This is a genomic window from Pantoea stewartii, assembly GCF_011044475.1.
Lineage (GTDB): Bacteria > Pseudomonadota > Gammaproteobacteria > Enterobacterales > Enterobacteriaceae > Pantoea > Pantoea stewartii.
In genome coordinates this window covers 3,313,530-3,331,917 of sequence record NZ_CP049115.1, presented here as the reverse complement: position 1 = coordinate 3,331,917, position 18,388 = coordinate 3,313,530, and the positions used below count along the sequence as shown (strand labels likewise).

Below are 18,388 nucleotides of genomic sequence, written 5' to 3'. Positions count from 1 at the left end.
AATGCAGTCTGAGATTGCCACTATAGAAACATGTTACGGCCCGGTCAGTGCCGACATTATGGCCCGTGCCGGGCACATTCGCCTGCTGATTTGCGATGTGGACGGCGTGATGTCTGATGGCCTGATCTACATGGGTAACAGTGGAGAAGAACTGAAAACCTTTAATGTGCGCGATGGTTACGGCATTCGTTGCCTGCTGACCTCGGACATTGAAGTGGCTATTATTACCGGCCGCACGGCCCGGTTACTGGAAGACCGCTGCAAAACGCTGGGGATTCGCCATCTTTATCAGGGGCAATCAGATAAGCTTTTGGCCTATCGCGAACTTCTGGATACACTGTCGCTCTCTGACGAGCAGGTGGCTTATATTGGTGACGATCTGATCGACTGGCCAGTTATGGCAAAAGTAGGGCTCAGCGTAGCGGTGGCCGATGCGCACCCGCTGCTGTTAGCGCGAGCGCGTTACGTCACACGTATTGCCGGTGGGCGCGGCGCAGTGCGTGAACTGTGCGATCTCATTTTGATGGCGCAAAATAAATTTGAGGATGCCAAAGGGCAATCAGTATGAGTAAAAGCAGGCGTTGGATAACGTTGGGGCTGGCCTTGATTGCGCTGGTGCTCATTGGCTGGAATTTCACTAACCGGGACAGCGACGATGGCGCACCGGTAATGAATAATGATCAAACGCCAACCTACACCAGTGCCAATTCGCATACCGTAGTTTACAACCCTCAGGGTGGCCTGGCTTATAAGCTGATCTCGGACAAAGTTACGTATTTCGAAAATACGGGAACCAGCTGGTTTGATAATCCGGTCATGACAACCTACGACGAGAATAAAATGCCGACCTGGACGGTACGTTCAGATAAAGCAAAGCTCACTAAAGATCGTATGCTGTATTTATATGGTCATGTTGAGCTGAATGCGCTGGCGCCAGATTCTGAACTGGAGCGCATCAAAACGGATAACGCTCAGGTCAATCTTGTCACTCAGGACGTCGCCTCGGACGATCAGGTGACGTTATATGGCCGCAGTTTTAACTCTACCGGCATGAAAATGCGTGGAAATTTACGGACAAAGCAAGCCGAGTTACTCGAAAAGGTCAAAACCTCTTATGAAATTCAAAATGAACAAAAACAGCATTAAGTTTTTACTGGCCAGCCTGCTGCTTGCAGCCAGCCTGCCGGCGCTGGCGCTGACCGGTGACTCGGACAAACCCGTTAATATCGACTCTGAAAATCAGTCGCTGGACCTGCAAGGCAACGTCGCGACCTTTACCGGTAATGTGGTCGTAACTCAGGGGTCGATCAAGATTACGGCAGATAAAGTCGTGGTGACCCGTCCGGGCGGCGACAGCAAAAAAACTATCGTTGATGCCTACGGCAATCCGGCGACCTTCTATCAGATGCAGGACAACGGTAAACCGGTACAGGGACACGCGTCCAAACTGCATTACGAGCTTGCTAATGACTTTGTTGAGCTGACGGGCAATGCGTACATTGAGCAGTTGGACAGCAATATTAAAGGCGACCGCATTACTTACCTGGTCAAAGAGCAAAAAATGCAGGCTTACAGCCAGGGCCAGAGCAAGCGCGTGACCACAGTTCTGGTGCCGTCGCAGTTGCAGGACAAGCCCGCGTCAACCAATAGCGAAAAAAAGAGTAACTGATCACTATGGCCACATTAATCGCAGAGAACCTGGCGAAGGCGTACAAAGGCCGTCGCGTGGTTGAAGACGTCAGTCTGCAGGTAAAATCCGGTGAAATCGTCGGCCTGCTCGGCCCAAACGGTGCCGGTAAAACCACCACCTTCTATATGGTGGTCGGGATTGTTCCGCGCGATGCGGGCCGCATTGTCATCGACGATGAAGACATCAGTATTCTGCCGCTCCACGCGCGTGCGCGTCGCGGTATCGGCTACCTGCCCCAGGAAGCGTCAATCTTCCGGCGTCTGAGCGTTTACGACAACCTGATGGCCGTGCTGCAAATTCGTGATGATTTAACCGAAGAACAGCGACAGGATCGGGCGAATGAGCTCATGGATGAGTTCCATATTGCACATCTGCGCGACAATATGGGACAGTCACTGTCGGGCGGTGAACGTCGCCGTGTGGAAATTGCCCGTGCGCTGGCCGCAAATCCCAAATTCATTCTGCTGGATGAGCCTTTTGCCGGTGTTGACCCGATTTCCGTTATTGATATCAAAAAGATTATTGAACATCTGCGCGACAGTGGGCTTGGCGTGTTAATCACTGACCACAACGTGCGTGAAACGCTGGCGGTCTGTGAACGGGCCTATATTGTCAGCCAGGGCAACCTGATTGCTCACGGTACGCCGAATGAAGTCCTTGCAGATGAGCAGGTTAAACGTGTTTATTTGGGTGAAGAGTTCAGACTCTGATAAGGTGTCGTTAATACTGATGGTTACCCGGGAATATTCATCCTGTCTATGAAGCAAGGTTTACAACTCCGGCTCAGCCAGCAACTGGCGATGACCCCACAACTGCAACAGGCGATACGTCTGTTGCAGCTTTCTACGCTTGAACTTCAGCAAGAGCTACAGCTGGCCCTGGAAAGTAATCCCCTGCTTGAACAGACTGAACAGCATGAAGAAATAGACGCAAAAGAGTATCAGGAAGGCGAAGCGGGACTTGATACGCGTGAAGCGCTGGAACAAAAGGATATGCCCGAAGAGCTGCCGCTCGACGCGACCTGGGATGAAATCTATACCGCGGGAACGCCATCAGGAACCGGTACGGACTATCAGGATGACGAACTGCCCATCTACCAGGGCGAAACCACCCAGTCGCTGCAAGATTATCTGATGTGGCAGGTTGAGCTGACGCCGTTTAGCGATACCGATCGGGCGATCGCAACGTCTATCGTCGATGCCATTGACGATACGGGTTACCTTACCGTTTCGCTTGAAGACATTCTCGACAGTATCGGCGACGATGAGCTGGAAATGGACGAAGTTGAGGCCGTTTTAAAGCGCATTCAACATTTTGATCCGATCGGCGTAGGTGCACGTGATTTGCGTGATTGCCTGCTGGTACAGTTGTCGCAGTATGCGCCTGAAACGCCAACGCTCTCTGAAGCCCGCCTGATCGTCAGCCATCATCTGGATCTGCTGGCCAACCATGATTTCCGCAGCCTGATGCGCGTCACGCGTTTAAAGGAAGACGTACTGAAAGAGGCAATGCTGCTGATTCAGTCGCTCGATCCACGTCCGGGCCAGTCGATCAATACTGGCGAACCTGAATACGTTATTCCTGATGTGCTGGTCCGTAAAATTGCGACGCGCTGGACGGTAGAACTCAATACCGACAGTCTGCCGCGGCTTAAAATCAACCAGCACTATGCCGCCATGGGCGGTGCTGCGCGTAATGACAGTGACAGTCAGTTTATCCGCAGTAATTTGCAGGAGGCGCGCTGGCTGATCAAAAGTCTGGAAAGTCGCAATGAGACGCTGTTAAAAGTCTCACGCTGCATTGTTGAACAGCAACAGGCCTTTTTTGAGCAGGGCGAAGAGTTTATGCGTCCGATGGTGCTGGCCGATATTGCCCAGGCGGTGGATATGCATGAATCCACGATTTCCCGCGTCACCACGCAAAAATATCTTCACAGCCCGCGTGGCATTTTTGAACTGAAGTATTTTTTCTCCAGTCATGTTAATACTGAAGGAGGAGGCGAAGCCTCATCTACTGCGATACGGGCACTGGTAAAAAAATTAATCTCGGCGGAAAATCCCGCTAAGCCCTTGAGTGACAGTAAACTGACCTCCATGTTATCTGATCAAGGGATCATAGTGGCACGTCGTACCGTTGCAAAATATCGAGAGTCTTTGTCCATACCGCCTTCAAACCAACGTAAGCAGTTGGTTTAACAGAGAGAAGGAAGACCTATGCAGCTGAACCTTACCGGGCAAAATGTTGAAATCACCGAGCCACTGCGTGAATTCGTCACGGCGAAATTTGCCAAACTGGAACACTACTTTGATCATATCAATCAGGTATATGTTGTCCTGAACGTTGAGAAGGTGACACAGGTTGCTGATGCCACATTGCACGTGAACGGGGGCGAGCTGCACGCCACATCGGAAGCGGAAGATATGTATGCGGCAATTGACGGGCTGATTGACAAGCTGGCCCGTCAACTGACCAAATATAAAGACAAGTTAAAAAAACACTAACCTTCACGCTGGCAGGCGCGCCGGGCGCGCAGAGCTGAAAGGATGGGGCGGATTAACCGCCCCGTTTTGTCATCTGTGCCAGCGCCATGATTCCGCTACGTGATTACCGCGTACCGGTTTACTGGCTAAGTGAACTCGCAAGTGAAACGAAAATGAACAATGATTTAACACTGGAACTGAGCACAGTGCTTTCGCCAGACTGCACCCGCAGCAGCGTACACTGCCAAAGCAAAAAACGGGCGCTGGAAATTATCAGTGAACTGGCCGCTAAGCAGCTCAACCTGCCGCATCAAACGCTGTTTGAAGCGATACTGACCCGCGAGCGCATGGGAAGTACCGGTATTGGCAACGGTATTGCCATCCCGCATGGCAAGCTGGAGGAGGATACGTTACGTGCCGTCGGTGTCTTTATCAGCCTTGAGCAACCCATCGCATTTGATGCCGTGGATAATCAGCCTGTCGATCTCCTTTTTGCGCTCCTCGTGCCCGCGGACCAGTGTAAAACTCACTTACATACACTGTCGTTAGTCGCCAAACGGCTGGCGGATAAAACGGTTTGCCGCCGTCTGCGTGCTGCGCAGAGCGATGAAGAGCTGTATGCCATCATTACCGAAGAACAAACAGAGCAATAAAGCGCGTGATTTACCGGCGTGAGCCGGCTTTAAAACGGGAGAGAAGGTCATGGTGCTGATGATCGTCAGCGGTCGGTCAGGCTCAGGAAAATCAGTGGCGCTGCGCGCGCTGGAAGACATGGGTTTTTACTGCGTGGATAACCTGCCGGTCGTGTTGTTGCCTCAGCTGGCAGAATCACTGGTTGAGCGCAATATCTCAGCGGCGGTGAGTATCGATGTGCGTAACATGCCTGAGTCGCCTGAAATTTTTGAAACCGCGCTCAATAATCTGCCTTCCGGATTCTCGCCCCAGTTGCTGTTTCTTGATGCCGACCGCAATACGCTGATCCGCCGTTACAGTGATACGCGTCGCCTCCATCCCCTGTCCAGCAAAAATCTGTCGCTGGAAAGCGCGATTGATGAAGAGAGTGACCTGCTTGAGCCGCTGCGCTCGCGTGCCGATTTGATCATTGATACGTCAGAGATGTCGGTGCATGAACTGGCTGAGATGTTGCGTACCCGCTTACTGGGTAAACGCGAGCGGGAGCTGACTATGGTGTTTGAGTCGTTTGGCTTCAAACATGGTATTCCCATTGATGCGGACTACGTCTTTGACGTGCGTTTCCTGCCCAATCCACACTGGGATCCCAAACTGCGCCCGATGACGGGGCTGGATCGTCCCGTCGCGGCTTTTCTGGATCGTCATACCGAAGTCCATAACTTCATTTATCAGACACGCAGTTATCTGGAACTCTGGCTGCCCATGCTGGAAACGAACAACCGCAGCTATCTCACCGTGGCGATTGGTTGCACCGGTGGCAAACACCGCTCGGTGTATATTGCAGAACAGCTCGCTGATTATTTCCGCTCACGGGGTAAAAATGTACAGTCCCGTCATCGCACACTGGAAAAACGTAAATCATGACCGTCAAGCAAACCGTGGAAATCAGAAACAAGCTGGGCATGCATGCACGCCCCGCCATGAAGCTGTTTGAACTGGTGCAAAGTTTCGATGCCGAAGTGCTGTTACGCAACGAGGCCGGCACAGAAGCCGAAGCCAGCAGCGTTATCGCGTTGCTGATGCTGGATTCCGCCAAGGGCGGCCATATTGAGATCGAAGCCAGCGGCCCCCAGGAAACTGACGCGCTGGCCGCCGTCATTGAACTCTTCGAAGCCGGTTTCGACGAAGAGTAACGTCAGTCCAGATGATTGCGCTGCAGGAAGCCCTCTCCTCCCAGTTGGCGCATCTGTCGGAGTATCCATTGCTGGCGCTGACGCACATAGCCTGACGGCGCGTCGGCACGAAAGCGCAGCGGGTTAGGTAAAACGGCCGCCAGTAACGCCGCTTCTGACATGGTTAAGCGACTGGCAGGCTTGTTGAAAAAACGCCGGGACGCCGCCTCAACACCAAAGGTCCCTTTACCAAACTCCGCGATATTCAGGTAAACCGTTAAGATCCGGCGTTTAGTCCAAACGGTTTCCAGGCCGACCGTCAGACCCGCTTCCAGTCCTTTACGCATCCAGCTACGTCCATCCCACAAAAACAGATTTTTAGCCGTTTGCTGTGACAGCGTTGACGCACCGCGCATCCGGTTATCATCGCTGTCCAGTACAGACTGAATGGCTGCCACATCAAAGCCCCAGTGGTGAGGAAAGTTTTGATCTTCCGACGCGATAACGGCCAGCCTTATCCAGGGCGACATCGCCTGTGTCCCCACCCAATCCGAATGTGAGACATAGCTGAAATCGCCACGCAACCAGGCACCGATTTGGCGTTCAGCCATCACGGCAGAGAAAGGCACCGGGAGAAAGGAAAAAAGTAAAATACCTGCCAGCCACAGCCCTGCCCAAATCAGCAGAATGCGCAGCACAATGCGCTTTACACTCTGCCAAAGCTTCCCTTTATGCTTACTCATACAATCGTCTCATCATTATGTCGTTTTTTAATTAATTTCAGGTGTAATCACCCCTGATGATAAAAAGCGTTCCTGAAAAATTCGCCGTCCGGGCCTGTCACCTTTATGATATGGCAAAGAAAATGCATCTGCGATGCAACAATAGTATGAATGAGTTCAATAAGTTCCCTTAAAAAGGAATCGGTTCCATTTACGAAGTCTCATACCATTCCTTGCAGGGCGATGAGACTAATTCGTGATAATTGCAGCCATCAATGTTTCATAAAACTTATATTTTATTTCGGGCGCGCCTGAACACAAGTTGCAGCAATGCGGCAGGCATTAACGTACTTATGGCATTTCTTCACCGCAATACATTTTTTTTTATTAATATATTTCCCCAAACATTACAAACTTTTCTATTGGTAAAACCTTTTAAGCGCCAGGGCGGATGACGTTTTCCGAAACGTTTTGGACCTTCCTGACCCGATCCTTTCATTATTCTTTATTATCATAAGCTTATAGCCAATTTAGTTCGCATCAGTGACGAATCATTTGTGTTAAGAGGCTTAACACAGGCTTTGTTAACAAATTTGGGTTAAACCCGTACAAAAAACAGAACTTTTGTTCAAAAAACAACCAATGTAACGGTAAAATTGATTCCTTTCTTGACTATGTTGGCAAATTAATGTTTCCTGTATTTAAACGCTGTTCAACATCACAAATTTTAATGAATCTTGTCACAAGCTAATTCGAATTTGATAAGGTGTTGCATGTGTTAACCAATACCCGTTGTTGCCTTGAAAAACACTAAGCATAGCAGCAGCGACTTTTTCCCTGGTGTTGGCGCAGTATTAGCGCACCCCGGCCTCGGCTGGGGTCATTTTTTTTGGATCACCGCTGTTTCTCAGCCACCCACTCGCGCAATATCTGCACATCGTGCCGCCATTCACGCTTCAGCTCTTCCACCCATTCGCCCACGTTATCCCACCAGGCCGGTAATTCTGGGCTTTGAATTTGTTTCGCGATCTGTTGCAGATGCTGCAGACCGACAGAACCCGCCGCTCCCTTAATTTTGTGGCCCTCTTCAGCAATGCCTTTTTCGTCGCGTGCCATCAGGTTGGAGTCCAGTACCTCGAGGTAGCCCGGCATCATCTGTTCGAAGATGGTCAGGCTTTGCGTAATCAGACCGGGTCCCACCAGCTCCAGATACTGTTCAAGCATTGGAATGTCCAGCAAGGTATCGGACTGACGACTGCCCGGCGTCATAACGGCCTGATCATCGTTTCCGGGTTGGTCATCCCAAAACTTTTTGATGATGGCCGTTAGCGCAGGTACGGCAAGCGGTTTACTGAGCACATCGTCCATGCCCGCATCAAAATACTCTTTTTTATCTTTCAATACGTTGGCGGTTAAGGCAACCAGCGGCGGCAAATGCGCATCAGGATACCGTTGACGAATGGCACGCGACACGTCCATGCCGGTCATATCCGGTAACTGAATATCCAGTAGCACCAAATCGAACTCCAGCGGGTCAAACATCTCAAGCGCTGCTTGCCCCGTCATGGCAACGTCAACGCTGCATCCCAGTTTTTCCAGAACCGAGCGTGCCACAATGACGTTCAGCTCAATGTCTTCCACCAACAGCACGTGCAGGGCCGGAAGCGGCAGCGTATCGTCAACGCCTTCATCTTCTACTTCCTCGGCAATACGCGGCGCTTTAATCACCACGGTAAAACAGGAGCCCTGGCCCGGTGCACTACTGACGCTGATATCCCCGCCCATCGCCTGCGCCAGACGGCGGGAGACCGCCAGGCCGATACCGGTTCCGGTTGCCGGTTTGCCGCCATGCTGATCGGTAACCTGATAATACATGGCAAAAATTTTGTCCTGCTCTTCCTCGCGAATGCCCTGCCCGGAATCCTGTACCTCAAAGCGCAGCGTTTCATCCTGTTCATAGGCGATACGCACGATGATTTCACCCTGCTGAGTAAACTTCACGGCATTGCCGATCAGGTTCCACAGGATCTGCCGTAGTCGTGTACCATCCGTTGAGATTTTATGAGGCAGCGGTAACTGCGGGGCCATGACAAACTTCAGGCCTTTTGGCTGCGCCAGCAAGCCAGAGAGATTCTCCAGATCGGCCAGGAAACTGGTGAAATCCAGCGGCTGGTTGTCCAGCTGTACCTTGCGTCGCTCGATTTTGTCCACTTCGATGACGTCGTTAAAGATATTGCCCAGGGTGATGGCAGAGACATGGATGGTTTTCAGGTACTTGAGCTGCTCCTGATTCAGATCGGTATCCAGCAAAATGCGGCTCAGACCGACAATGCCGTTAAGCGGCGTACGAAGCTCGTGGCTGATCGTAGAGATAAAGGTGGTCTTTTCCCGGCTCGCGTTCTCCAGCGCGTCCTGATAGCGTTTACGTTCGGTTATATCGCGGCCAAAGCCCATCAGGCCGCTGCGCTTACCGACCCGGTCATAATAAGGCACTTTACGAATTTCAAAACAGGCTTTCCGCCCATCGGGATACTGCAGCCACTGCTCATAGGTGAGCGAGACGTTATGACGAAAGACTTTTTCATCGGTTTCCAACACTTTAGTCGCCGTGTCATTGTCATAAATATCATGTGGCGTGAGCCCGATAAGCTGTTTTTCACTTTTACCGGTCAGCAGCTCCATGGCGCGGTTACAGCCTGAGAACTGCTTGTCGATATTGCGATAAAAGACCAGATCTGGTGATGCATCCAGAAAAGAGCGCAGGAAAGACGACTGTTGTTCCAGCTCTATTTGCGCCTGCTCGCGCCGCGCCACCTCTTCGCGTAGCTTAGCCATGACCTGCTCACGTGCCTGCTCCGCTTTTTTACGATCGGCAATTTCCTGATTGAGTCGGGAAATGGTCTCTTTCATCTGCTGATTCAGCTCAAGATCGCGCGTACGCATTTCTTCCAGCTTATCCACCAGCCTGGCAAGACGCTGGCGTGACTCTTCCAGCTGATCGACCACCACGGAAAGAAAATAAACCGCCCATGGCGTGATCAACAGACCGAAAAAGACCGATCGCACCATATCAATACTTTCGACATGGCCACGCAGTACCATGGTCACCGCCATCTGCACAATCATGGCCAGCACGACCAGTGCAGACGCCAGCAGCAGCGAAAAACGGATCAGGCCAAGCTTGACCATTAAATCAACATAATATTGCGCCAGCAGGCGAATCTGTTTCATAAACACTCCCTGGGTGAGAACAGCCACATGATAGCGTATTTACGTCACCGTCGTCTTAGTGCATCCGGCGAGATCGCGACCGTCATGCACTTATATGGTGCAAAACGCCGTTGCTTCGCCGACGTTTGCCCCATTATTGCTAAAACCCTTGACTAATTGTGCTAACTCAATGAATCTGTAGGGCAGTCTGCTAAACAGGCGCGCGTATCCAACCTCTTCTTTTCCGTCTGACAAGGCTTTATTGTCACGACGCCCTTTTTTTCATGCATAGTCATTCACATTATTCGAAGTTTTAAGCAACGCGACCTGATTAATTTTACTAATCACATGCCCCTTATTGATTCAAATTTGCTGCTATAAGAAAAACAGATACATCCTGCGCTTCCACTGCCTGTAGCAGCATTTGATGCTGTTTAGTACCCTGTCGCCAGCATACTTCAGCGATTTCACGCCACTGGCACAGTGATAGAGTTCACATTTCCCTCTCAGTCGCTTAATGAAAAACTGACACAATTTAGACACTAAAGCATAATAAATTCATTTGGTTATCGACATAAAGACGTGATTAAACTGTGTCAGGCTCGCTATTTGACCTTGATTCGCTTTCCCGATAAGTTGGAATTCCGCTGAAAGCTTTCATGATGGGCAAGCGTCACGGCATATCTATGCAACATGACGCCCGCATGGTTTGAGTCATCTCCTTTCGAGAACGGAAACACCACGCGCTACACATCCACGGACTTATCCTCCTGCCGATGAAAAGTGCGTAAAACGAAATCGCGCAGGCTGTCAGGCGCGGGAATAAAAGAATGCGCGCTGGGAAGAGTGTTTAACCAGGCTCAGTGCCTGAAACAATGCAGGTAATGTCAAAAGCAGTTTAAGGAGACCCTCAATGTCCACTAAAAAACCTGAATCCTATGGCTTATATAACCCAGCAGCAGGAAGTGACAGCTGTGGTGTAGGTTTCATTACCCGTAAGGACGGCGAGCAGACCCACGACATTCTGCGTATGGCGCACAGTGCACTCTGCACGGTTCCGCACCGTGGTGGCATGTCCGCTGAAGGCGTGGGTGATGGCGCGGGTGTCAACGTCGATCTTTCACTGCACTTTTTCCGTAAAATTACCGGTCAGGCGCTGGAAGCCGGTCGCTTTGGCGTGGGTAACTTCTTTGTTCCTAAAGATGCTGAACTGCGTGCCAATGCGGAGCGCCTGGTAGAAGAGACGCTGCGTCATTTTAATCTGCCGGTGATCATGAAACGCGAAATGCCGCTGGATAACAGCGTGACGCGTCCAGCCGCTGTCCAGTTTCAGTTGCCCATCGTGCAATGGATTTTTGCTGCGCCTCAGGATGTCAGCCACCAGAACGATTTTGAAAAACGGATTTATCGCGCCCTGCTGGCGATTGAGGCAGAGGCCTTTACGAAAAGTGAGTTTGGCGGTTTGTATCCGCTGTCGCTTTCGTCCCGTACCCAGGTATTCAAAGCCCGTCTGAATTCCAATGAGGTCATTCCTTATTTCAAAGATCTGACCGATCCCGATCATCAGGTCCGTGGGCTGTTTTTCCATACCCGCTTCTCAACCAATACCGATCCGCACACCACTATGGCGCAACCTTTCCGGTTAATGGCCCATAACGGTGAGCTGAATACCGATCGTAAAAACCGGATTGCTGAATCCGCGCTGGCCTCTGCGCGTGGAAAAACTATCGTTCGCCCGAAAGGTCAGTCAGACAGTTCCCGTCTTGACCAGAGCATTCACAGCCGCCTGATGGAAGACGATCTCGACTTAATTACCGCCGTGGTGTCGATGATGCCACCTGCATGGGAAAATGACACCGCGCTCTCTCCGGCGGTGCGTGACATGCTGGAATATTTCTCACTCTATGAAGAGAAGAACGACGGCCCTGCGGCGTTGATCTTTGGTAATGGGGAAGTGATTGGCGCACGTCTTGACCGTCTGGGTCTTCGTCCACTGCGTTCGGTAGAAACCGCCGAGTATATTGGTGCCATGTCGGAAGCCGGCCAGATTGCCTTTCCCCCGGAAAGCGTACTGCGCCGTGGTCGTATCGAAGCCGGCGGCATGCTCTATTTTGATCATCGCGAAAAACGCAGCTATACCACGCATGAAGCGCTGGAAAAGCTGGCTGCGGAAAAAGATTACGCTGCACTGCTCGGCAAATCTCGCGTCGATCTCAAGGAGTTGCCTGTCATCCCTGCTGAGAAACAAGGGTCGCCTCTGCGCTATCGCGGCGATCTGAAAACCTATCAGCGCTTTGTGGCTTACTACTATAACCAGGAAAGCTTCAAATTCATGATGGACCCGATGCTGAACACCGGGGCCGAGAAAATCTCTGCTATGGGTTACGGCAACGCGATCAATGGTCTGTCCGATCACGAAGGCGGCATGGCGCACTACTTTTCGCAGCGTTTTGCACAGGTCACTAACCCACCGCTGGACTCCATCCGTGAAGCGGACGGTATGACGCTGCGCGTGGCACTGGGAGCCAAACCGCACCTGGGACGCAGTAAAGGCCGTCAGATTATTGTGCCGACGCCTATTCTGACGCACCTGGACATGCTACAGCTGCGCGAACAGAACGTCGCACCTTATGCCCGTTTTGACATGCTGTACGAACCTGTCACCGGCAAAGACCTGCTCAGCCGTACGGCCAACGCCACTGCGCTGGAGAAGGCGATTGACGATCTGGCTCAGCAGGTCGTGGATTTCGCGCGTTCCCAGGGCGGGATCGCCGTCCTGACCGACCGCCACATCTCGTCCACCCATGCCGCCCTGCCCATGCTGTTGGTGGTTTCTGCGGTGAACCAGCGCCTGGTCCAGGAAGGATTACGTCTTGACGTGTCTCTGGTGGTGGAGAGTGGGCAGATTATCTCGTCGCATCATATTGCCGCGACGCTGGGCTTTGGTGCCTCTGCTGTCTATCCGCTCGGCGTACAGATGCGTGCCGAGGAGAAATTCGGTGAAGGTGAAGAAGGCAATAAAGCCTTTAAACGCTATGCCAAAGCCGCCGAAAAGGCCCTGATGAAGACCATGGGTAAAGTAGGCCTGTGTACCGTTGAAAGCTACAGTAGCGGTGAGTTCTTTGAACCTAACTTCCTTAACACTGACGATCCGGTACTGAAGAAGTATTTCCCGAATATCAAAACGCCTGTTGGTGGCGCGGGCTTTGCCACCATCGCGCAAATGGCAGTGGACTGGCATCAAAGCGCGCTGAAAATTCAGGGCGAATCAGAAGTGCCATTACTGGGGCTGTTTAAAGAGCGCGCAGAGGGCGCAGGCCACTCCTACGGCACCATTGCCGTGCGTACCTTTATTGATATGACGGAAGAGCCGATTCGCTTTGCGGACAAAGCGCGCGAAGAGGACAATTTCATTCGTCTGATGACGCTGGCCCGTTTGGATAATGCGTTTGGCATCAAGCCTGACACGTTCAAGGACAGCAGCTTTGAGCGCATTCCTGATGACGTGATGAATAACTTTGCCATCACAGCCGATTACCGTCAGTTCTCCAGCCTGATGTATGAAGAGCGTAAACGCCGCCCTGCTGCGCTGCGTGACATTCTGGCCTTCCCGGCCGATCTGACGCATATCGACAGCGAAGCGGAATTCCGCCGTAAACTGGGCCGTTATTCGCTGACCAACAACGGATTTGCTACTCGCGGCCTGGAATGCGAGGCCATCGAAGGCAGCCCGAACACCTTTATGCTGCGGCTGACCGATGCCATCGCTGGGCTGAAGCCGGAAAGCGAACGTCTGCTGAATCTGTCACGGGCTCTGAAAGCCCGCTTCAGTGACGAAATCGAATCGGCGGACGTGGTCGCAGGCGGCCTGAAAATCACCGCCGTAGGTAAAGCTGCCGACTATCTGTCGCGCATTTTTACTGCGCTGCCCTCACTGCCGTTAAGCGAAATTCAGCCTGCCTGTGAAATCACTCGTACTTTCGCCTCCGGGGCGATGAGTCACGGCGCGCTGGTGGCACCGGCACATGAAGCTGTCGCACATGGCACCAACATGGTCGGCGGCATGAGCAACTGCGGGGAAGGCGGCGAGCACTATTCCCGTCATGGCACTATCCGTGCGTCCCGTATCAAGCAGCTGGCGTCAGGTCGTTTCGGCGTCTGGGCGGCGTACCTGGCCGATCCGATGCTGGAAGAGCTGGAGATCAAAATTGGTCAGGGTGCAAAACCTGGCGAAGGTGGCCAGTTGCCTGCGGCGAAAGTCACCGTCGAAATCGCGGCGGCACGTGGCGGCACACCGGGCGTTGAGCTGGTCTCGCCACCACCGCACCACGACACCTACTCTATCGAAGATTTGGCCCAGCTGATTCACGACTGCAAAGCGGCGCGTGTTCGCGTCATTGTGAAGCTGGTGTCCTCTGAAGGGATTGGCACCATTGCCGTGGGCGTAGCGAAAGCCGGTGCTGACGTTATTAACGTCGCCGGTAACACGGGCGGTACGGGCGCCGCCTCGGTGACCAGTCTGAAATATACCGGTCGCGTCGCGGAAATCGGCATTGCCGAAGTTCATCAGGCGCTGTGTGCGAACGGCCTGCGCGACAAAGTCCTGCTGCGCTGTTCAGGTGCACAGCAGACAGGCAGCGACGTGGTGAAATCCGCGCTGCTGGGCGGTGACAGCTTTGAATTCGGTACGACTGCGCTGATGATGCTGAAATGCGTGATGGCGAAGAACTGTAACGTCAAATGCCCCGCAGGGTTAACCACGAATGCTGAAGCCTTTGATGGCGATCCGCGTCAGCTCGCACAGTATTTCCTGAATGTGGCACACGAAGTCCGCGAAATCCTGGCGCGTATGGGCCTGCGCTCGCTGCGTGAGGCCCGTGGGCGCGCTGACCTGCTCCATTTGATGGATCACCCGCTGGAAGTCGGCAAGCTGGATCTGCGCGCCATGCTCACCGTGGTGCCAGAGCTGAAAATCGACAAGCCGGTTTATCTGGAAAAAGATTTTGAGCTGGATGATGGCTGGGTGGAAGAACTCAACCAGCAACTGGTGACAGCGGGCAAGACATCGCTGCATTTAGGTCACGACGTCGTCCTGAACAACCGCAATAAAAGCGTGGGCGGTCAGTTGGCGATCGATATCGAGCGCATGCTGAATCATACCCTGACAGCAGAGCAACTGCAGGCGATGCCCTCTGTGCTGCAGGACGATCGCGGTCGTCGCTATCTGGCGCCGGCCACGGTGCATATTACGACCACCGGCTCAGCCGGTCAGTCCTTCGGTGCCTTCTGCAATGACGGCATGCTGATGCAACATCGTGGCACCTGCAACGATGGGGTGGGCAAAGGCCAGTGCGGCGGCGAGCTGGTGGTGTTATCACCGGGCGGCGGCGCACAGGACAGCGATGGCAACGTCCTGATCGGTAACTTTGCTCTGTTTGGCGCAACGGGCGGCCGCCTGTTCGTGCAGGGCCAGGCCGGTGACCGCTTCGCAGTGCGTAACTCTGGCGCCACTGCGGTAGTGGAAGGCGTCGGTGACTTCTGTTGCGAATACATGACCAACGGTGCCGTGTTGAACCTGGGCACCTTTGGTAAAGGCTTCGGTAACGGCATGAGCGGCGGCTTTGCTTACCAGTACGATCCCTACGGCTCCCTGGCTAACCATGCAGCGGGCGATTCCGTTCTGTTTGGTTCCATTGCCGATGCCGATGAGCTGGCACAGATTCATAAGCAGGCCGTGCTGACCATGCTGAACTGGCATCTGGACGCCACGCATTCACCACGTGCGGCCTGGCTGCTGGAGCACTGGGAAACCGAATGTCAGCACTTCGTGTATGTAATGCCGCGCTCTCTGCTGCTGTATCAGGATGGCGGTGAAATCCTGAAGGCGAAATCCCGTAAGGATTTGCTGGAAGAACTCTCAACCGCGCTGGCAGCGCATCAGGTCGCAAAATTCAAAGCCGCGTGGCGTGAGGGCAAAACCATTGCAGACGGTGCCGTACCGGCTTATGGCGCGACAGATACGGTCGAGATGTTTGTATTGCTCAATAACTACACCGTATTGAGCATCGCGCAGCAGCTGGCTCTCGGCAAGTTACCGAAAGGCACCCACGTTGAGGATCCGGCGGTCGAGAAAGCGGTTCGTAATTTACTGATGACAGAGGACTTTTCGCTGGTCAGTAAACTGCAGCGCCATGCGCGGGCAGCTATTGAGAACTACAGCGACAGCGAATTAGCCAGCCTGATCGGTTCAAAACGCATGTCCGATTACAAAGCGGCACTGACGCAACGCAACATCCGTTCCATGGACAGCCTGGCCACCTATGGCTGGATCATGTATCAGGATGCCTGCAACCGTGAAATCCTTGGTCGTCTGCCTGATTTTGAAGAGTTGTTTGCACGTGCGGCATTACCTGAAATTGCGGCGGCGGTAGGGAAACTGGCCTGACAGCCGCGTCTGTAAACTGAACTGTGTTTAATCATGATTACCCGGAGGGTTTCGCGGTACCGGGCGGAGGTCAATCCCGAGCCTCTCTGTGGCAGACGGCCGCTGAGAGGACGGGTTTCGCCATACTCACGGCGGTGCGAAACATGATGGTTAAGAGCGGGATTGAGTAAAGGTATCCATGAAAATTCCATACATTCCTGAAGATGCACCTTTCAATGGTGATCAGAAATACTGGCTGGCGGGCTTTCTGGCTGGCCTGCACTCCCGTTTGCTGGTGTTAGAAGACAAACAGCAACCTGCCGCGGGCAACGCCGCCGCTGCAACGACCCAACTGCACATTCTTTATGGTTCGCAGACCGGTAACGCTGAAGCTCTGGCCCAGTCTGCGGCCAAATCGGCCCGTGCTAAAGGCCTGGTGCCTGTCGTTCAGGCGCTGGGCGATGTGGATCTCGACGTGTTTGCCACAATGCGCCACGTGCTGATCGTCACCTCGACCTACGGTGAAGGTGAAATGCCGGACAATGCCCAGTTATTCTGGGACGCCATCTCCGCCAGTACCGCACCGCGTCTGGAGCAGATGCACTTTGCCGTTCTGGCTATCGGCGACACCGGCTATGACGGTTTCTGCCAGGCCGGTAAATTCCTGGATATGCGCCTGGAACAGCTGGGTGCCAAACGTGTTGTTGATCGTATTGACTGCGATATTGATTATGAAGAGCCTTCGCATGCATGGCTGAACAGCACGATGCCACAGTTCGCCAGCAGCGCAGGCAGCAGCGGCACGGTTCTGGAGAGCGCACCGGAAGCCCCGGTCATCCCCGGCAGCAACAAATCCAATCCCTATGCCGCAGCCCTCATCACCAACAAGCGCCTGTCGAGTGAGCAGTCTGCGAAAGACATTCGCCATTTCGAATTTGATCTGACTGACAGCGGTCTGAAGTACGAAGCGGGCGATGCGCTGGGTGTGATCCCGGTGAACGAACCGTCGCTGGTCAGCCTGCTGCTGACACAGCTGAACGCCGATTATCAGACGCCCGTCCCCGGCTTCGACAGAAGTCTTGGCGATCTGCTGACCTACCAGTTTGAAATTTCTGAGCCTTCACGCAAGCTGATTGAGTGGGTTGGACAGAACACCACGAACCAGGAACTGCGTCACGTACTTCAGCACGATGATAAAGATGCCCTGGGTGTCTGGCTGTGGGGCAAAGATACGCTGGACCTGCTGCAACTTGAGCTGACCCGCAGCCTGAGCGTGCCTGAGTTCGTCGCCCTGCTGCGTCCGCTGCAGCACCGTGCCTACTCCATTTCGTCCAGTTCCAAAGCGCATCCTAACCAGGTTCACCTGACGATTGCGGCTGTGCGCTATCACAGTGGCGGCCGCAACCGTAGCGGAGTCTGTTCAACCTACCTGGCCGAGCGCGTGCGTCGTGGCGAAAAGCCGGCGATCTTTATCTCGCCGAATAAATCTTTCCGGGTCCCGGCCAACGGCAATGCGCCCATGATCATGGTCGGCCCGGGTACCGGCATCGCCCCTTTCCGTGCGTTCCTGCAGGAACGTCAGGTGACCGGTGCGCAAGGCAAAAACTGGCTGTTCTTTGGCGATCAGCATCAGGAGCATGACTTCATTTACCGTGAAGAACTGACGGCCTGGCATGAGAGCGGTTTGCTGACGCGTCTCGATCTGGCGTTCTCACGCGACCAGGACAAAAAAGTCTACGTGCAAAACCGTATGCTGGAACAGGGCGCAGAACTGTACGCCTGGTTGCAGGAAGGTGGGTATTTCTACGTCTGTGGTGATGCCTCACGCATGGCGAAAGACGTGGATAATGCACTGTATGAAATCGTACGCCAGTTTGGTGGTCTGTCCAGCGAGCGCGCGGCGGACTACATCGATCAGTTGAAGAAAGAAAAACGCTACCTGCGCGACGTGTACTAATCTCAGCCGCAGAAAGCAAAAATCCGGGTACGCTGTGCGCCCGGATTTTTTTTCGCTCATCATTCTGACGATCAAAAAAATGCCTGTCGGCTGACAGGCA

Annotated in this window: 13 protein-coding genes; 11 read left to right on the top strand and 2 right to left on the bottom strand. The window is 53.3% G+C overall.

All coding sequences use genetic code 11. The annotated features are described in order from the left end of the window. The first annotated feature begins 1 nt into the window (after position 1). The 9 genes from kdsC (at position 2) to npr (ending at position 5,996) form a co-directional block, all read left to right on the top strand. On the top strand, positions 2–568 hold the full coding sequence (gene kdsC, locus G5574_RS15745; RefSeq protein WP_054634603.1) for a 3-deoxy-manno-octulosonate-8-phosphatase KdsC: 567 nt from the start codon (positions 2–4) through the stop codon (positions 566–568). Continuing rightward, positions 565–1,146 (top strand): LPS export ABC transporter periplasmic protein LptC, encoded by a 582-nt coding sequence (lptC, locus tag G5574_RS15740; RefSeq protein ID WP_006121737.1) that lies wholly within the window; start codon positions 565–567, stop codon positions 1,144–1,146. Before kdsC ends, lptC begins: the two co-directional genes overlap by 4 nt. Then, positions 1,115–1,669, top strand: a complete 555-nt coding sequence (gene lptA / locus G5574_RS15735; RefSeq protein ID WP_033739170.1) for a lipopolysaccharide ABC transporter substrate-binding protein LptA — start codon at positions 1,115–1,117, stop codon at positions 1,667–1,669. The genes lptC and lptA overlap by 32 nt, the downstream gene beginning before the upstream one ends. Positions 1,670–1,674: 5 nt before the next feature. Next, positions 1,675–2,400, top strand: coding sequence for an LPS export ABC transporter ATP-binding protein (gene lptB / locus G5574_RS15730; RefSeq protein WP_006121735.1), 726 nt, complete (start codon positions 1,675–1,677; stop codon positions 2,398–2,400). Positions 2,401–2,448: 48 nt separating this feature from the next. Continuing rightward, complete coding sequence (gene rpoN, locus G5574_RS15725; protein ID WP_039338897.1) at positions 2,449–3,885, top strand: RNA polymerase factor sigma-54; 1,437 nt, start codon at positions 2,449–2,451, stop codon at positions 3,883–3,885. 18 nt (positions 3,886–3,903) lie between these two features. Then, positions 3,904–4,191, top strand: a complete 288-nt coding sequence (gene hpf / locus G5574_RS15720) for a ribosome hibernation promoting factor (RefSeq protein ID WP_006121733.1) — start codon at positions 3,904–3,906, stop codon at positions 4,189–4,191. Between the two features lie 152 nt (positions 4,192–4,343). After that, entirely contained in the window at positions 4,344–4,823 is a 480-nt protein-coding gene (ptsN, locus tag G5574_RS15715) for a PTS IIA-like nitrogen regulatory protein PtsN (RefSeq protein WP_033739256.1), read from the top strand. A gap of 49 nt (positions 4,824–4,872) precedes the next feature. Next, entirely contained in the window at positions 4,873–5,727 is an 855-nt protein-coding gene (rapZ, locus tag G5574_RS15710) for an RNase adapter RapZ (protein ID WP_006121731.1), read from the top strand. After that, on the top strand, positions 5,724–5,996 hold the full coding sequence (npr, locus tag G5574_RS15705) for a PTS phosphocarrier protein NPr (RefSeq protein ID WP_006121730.1): 273 nt from the start codon (positions 5,724–5,726) through the stop codon (positions 5,994–5,996). Before rapZ ends, npr begins: the two co-directional genes overlap by 4 nt. 2 nt (positions 5,997–5,998) lie before the next feature. Here the strand turns inward: npr and mtgA are convergent, their stop codons facing one another. Then, on the bottom strand, positions 5,999–6,718 hold the full coding sequence (gene mtgA, locus G5574_RS15700) for a monofunctional biosynthetic peptidoglycan transglycosylase (protein ID WP_164482861.1): 720 nt from the start codon (positions 6,716–6,718) through the stop codon (positions 5,999–6,001). Between the two features lie 873 nt (positions 6,719–7,591). Further along, positions 7,592–9,928, bottom strand: a complete 2,337-nt coding sequence (arcB, locus tag G5574_RS15695) for an aerobic respiration two-component sensor histidine kinase ArcB (RefSeq protein WP_033739163.1) — start codon at positions 9,926–9,928, stop codon at positions 7,592–7,594. An 892-nt stretch (positions 9,929–10,820) separates the two neighbouring features. On the opposite strand from arcB, the gene G5574_RS15690 reads away from it, so the two are divergent. Both G5574_RS15690 and G5574_RS15685 read left to right on the top strand, forming a co-directional pair. Then, positions 10,821–16,352 carry a glutamate synthase-related protein gene (locus G5574_RS15690; protein ID WP_164482860.1) on the top strand — a complete coding sequence of 1,844 codons (5,532 nt, stop codon included), beginning with the start codon at positions 10,821–10,823 and terminating at the stop codon, positions 16,350–16,352. Between the two features lie 178 nt (positions 16,353–16,530). Further along, on the top strand, positions 16,531–18,288 hold the full coding sequence (locus G5574_RS15685) for a sulfite reductase subunit alpha (RefSeq protein ID WP_006121726.1): 1,758 nt from the start codon (positions 16,531–16,533) through the stop codon (positions 18,286–18,288). Positions 18,289–18,388 lie beyond the last annotated feature (100 nt).

Excerpts from the sequence above, each read along its gene's own strand:
- lptA (WP_033739170.1), top strand. The coding sequence starts at position 1,115 with ATGAAATTCAAAATGAACAAAAACAGCATTAAGTTTTTACTGGCCAGC.
- hpf (WP_006121733.1), top strand. The coding sequence starts at position 3,904 with ATGCAGCTGAACCTTACCGGGCAAAATGTTGAAATCACCGAGCCACTG.
- G5574_RS15690 (WP_164482860.1), top strand. The coding sequence starts at position 10,821 with ATGTCCACTAAAAAACCTGAATCCTATGGCTTATATAACCCAGCAGCA.
- lptB (WP_006121735.1), top strand. The coding sequence starts at position 1,675 with ATGGCCACATTAATCGCAGAGAACCTGGCGAAGGCGTACAAAGGCCGT.
- arcB (WP_033739163.1), bottom strand. The coding sequence starts at position 9,928 with ATGAAACAGATTCGCCTGCTGGCGCAATATTATGTTGATTTAATGGTC.
- npr (WP_006121730.1), top strand. The coding sequence starts at position 5,724 with ATGACCGTCAAGCAAACCGTGGAAATCAGAAACAAGCTGGGCATGCAT.
- kdsC (WP_054634603.1), top strand. The coding sequence starts at position 2 with ATGCAGTCTGAGATTGCCACTATAGAAACATGTTACGGCCCGGTCAGT.
- ptsN (WP_033739256.1), top strand. The coding sequence starts at position 4,344 with ATGAACAATGATTTAACACTGGAACTGAGCACAGTGCTTTCGCCAGAC.
- mtgA (WP_164482861.1), bottom strand. The coding sequence starts at position 6,718 with ATGAGTAAGCATAAAGGGAAGCTTTGGCAGAGTGTAAAGCGCATTGTG.
- G5574_RS15685 (WP_006121726.1), top strand. The coding sequence starts at position 16,531 with ATGAAAATTCCATACATTCCTGAAGATGCACCTTTCAATGGTGATCAG.
- rapZ (WP_006121731.1), top strand. The coding sequence starts at position 4,873 with ATGGTGCTGATGATCGTCAGCGGTCGGTCAGGCTCAGGAAAATCAGTG.
- lptC (WP_006121737.1), top strand. The coding sequence starts at position 565 with ATGAGTAAAAGCAGGCGTTGGATAACGTTGGGGCTGGCCTTGATTGCG.
- rpoN (WP_039338897.1), top strand. The coding sequence starts at position 2,449 with ATGAAGCAAGGTTTACAACTCCGGCTCAGCCAGCAACTGGCGATGACC.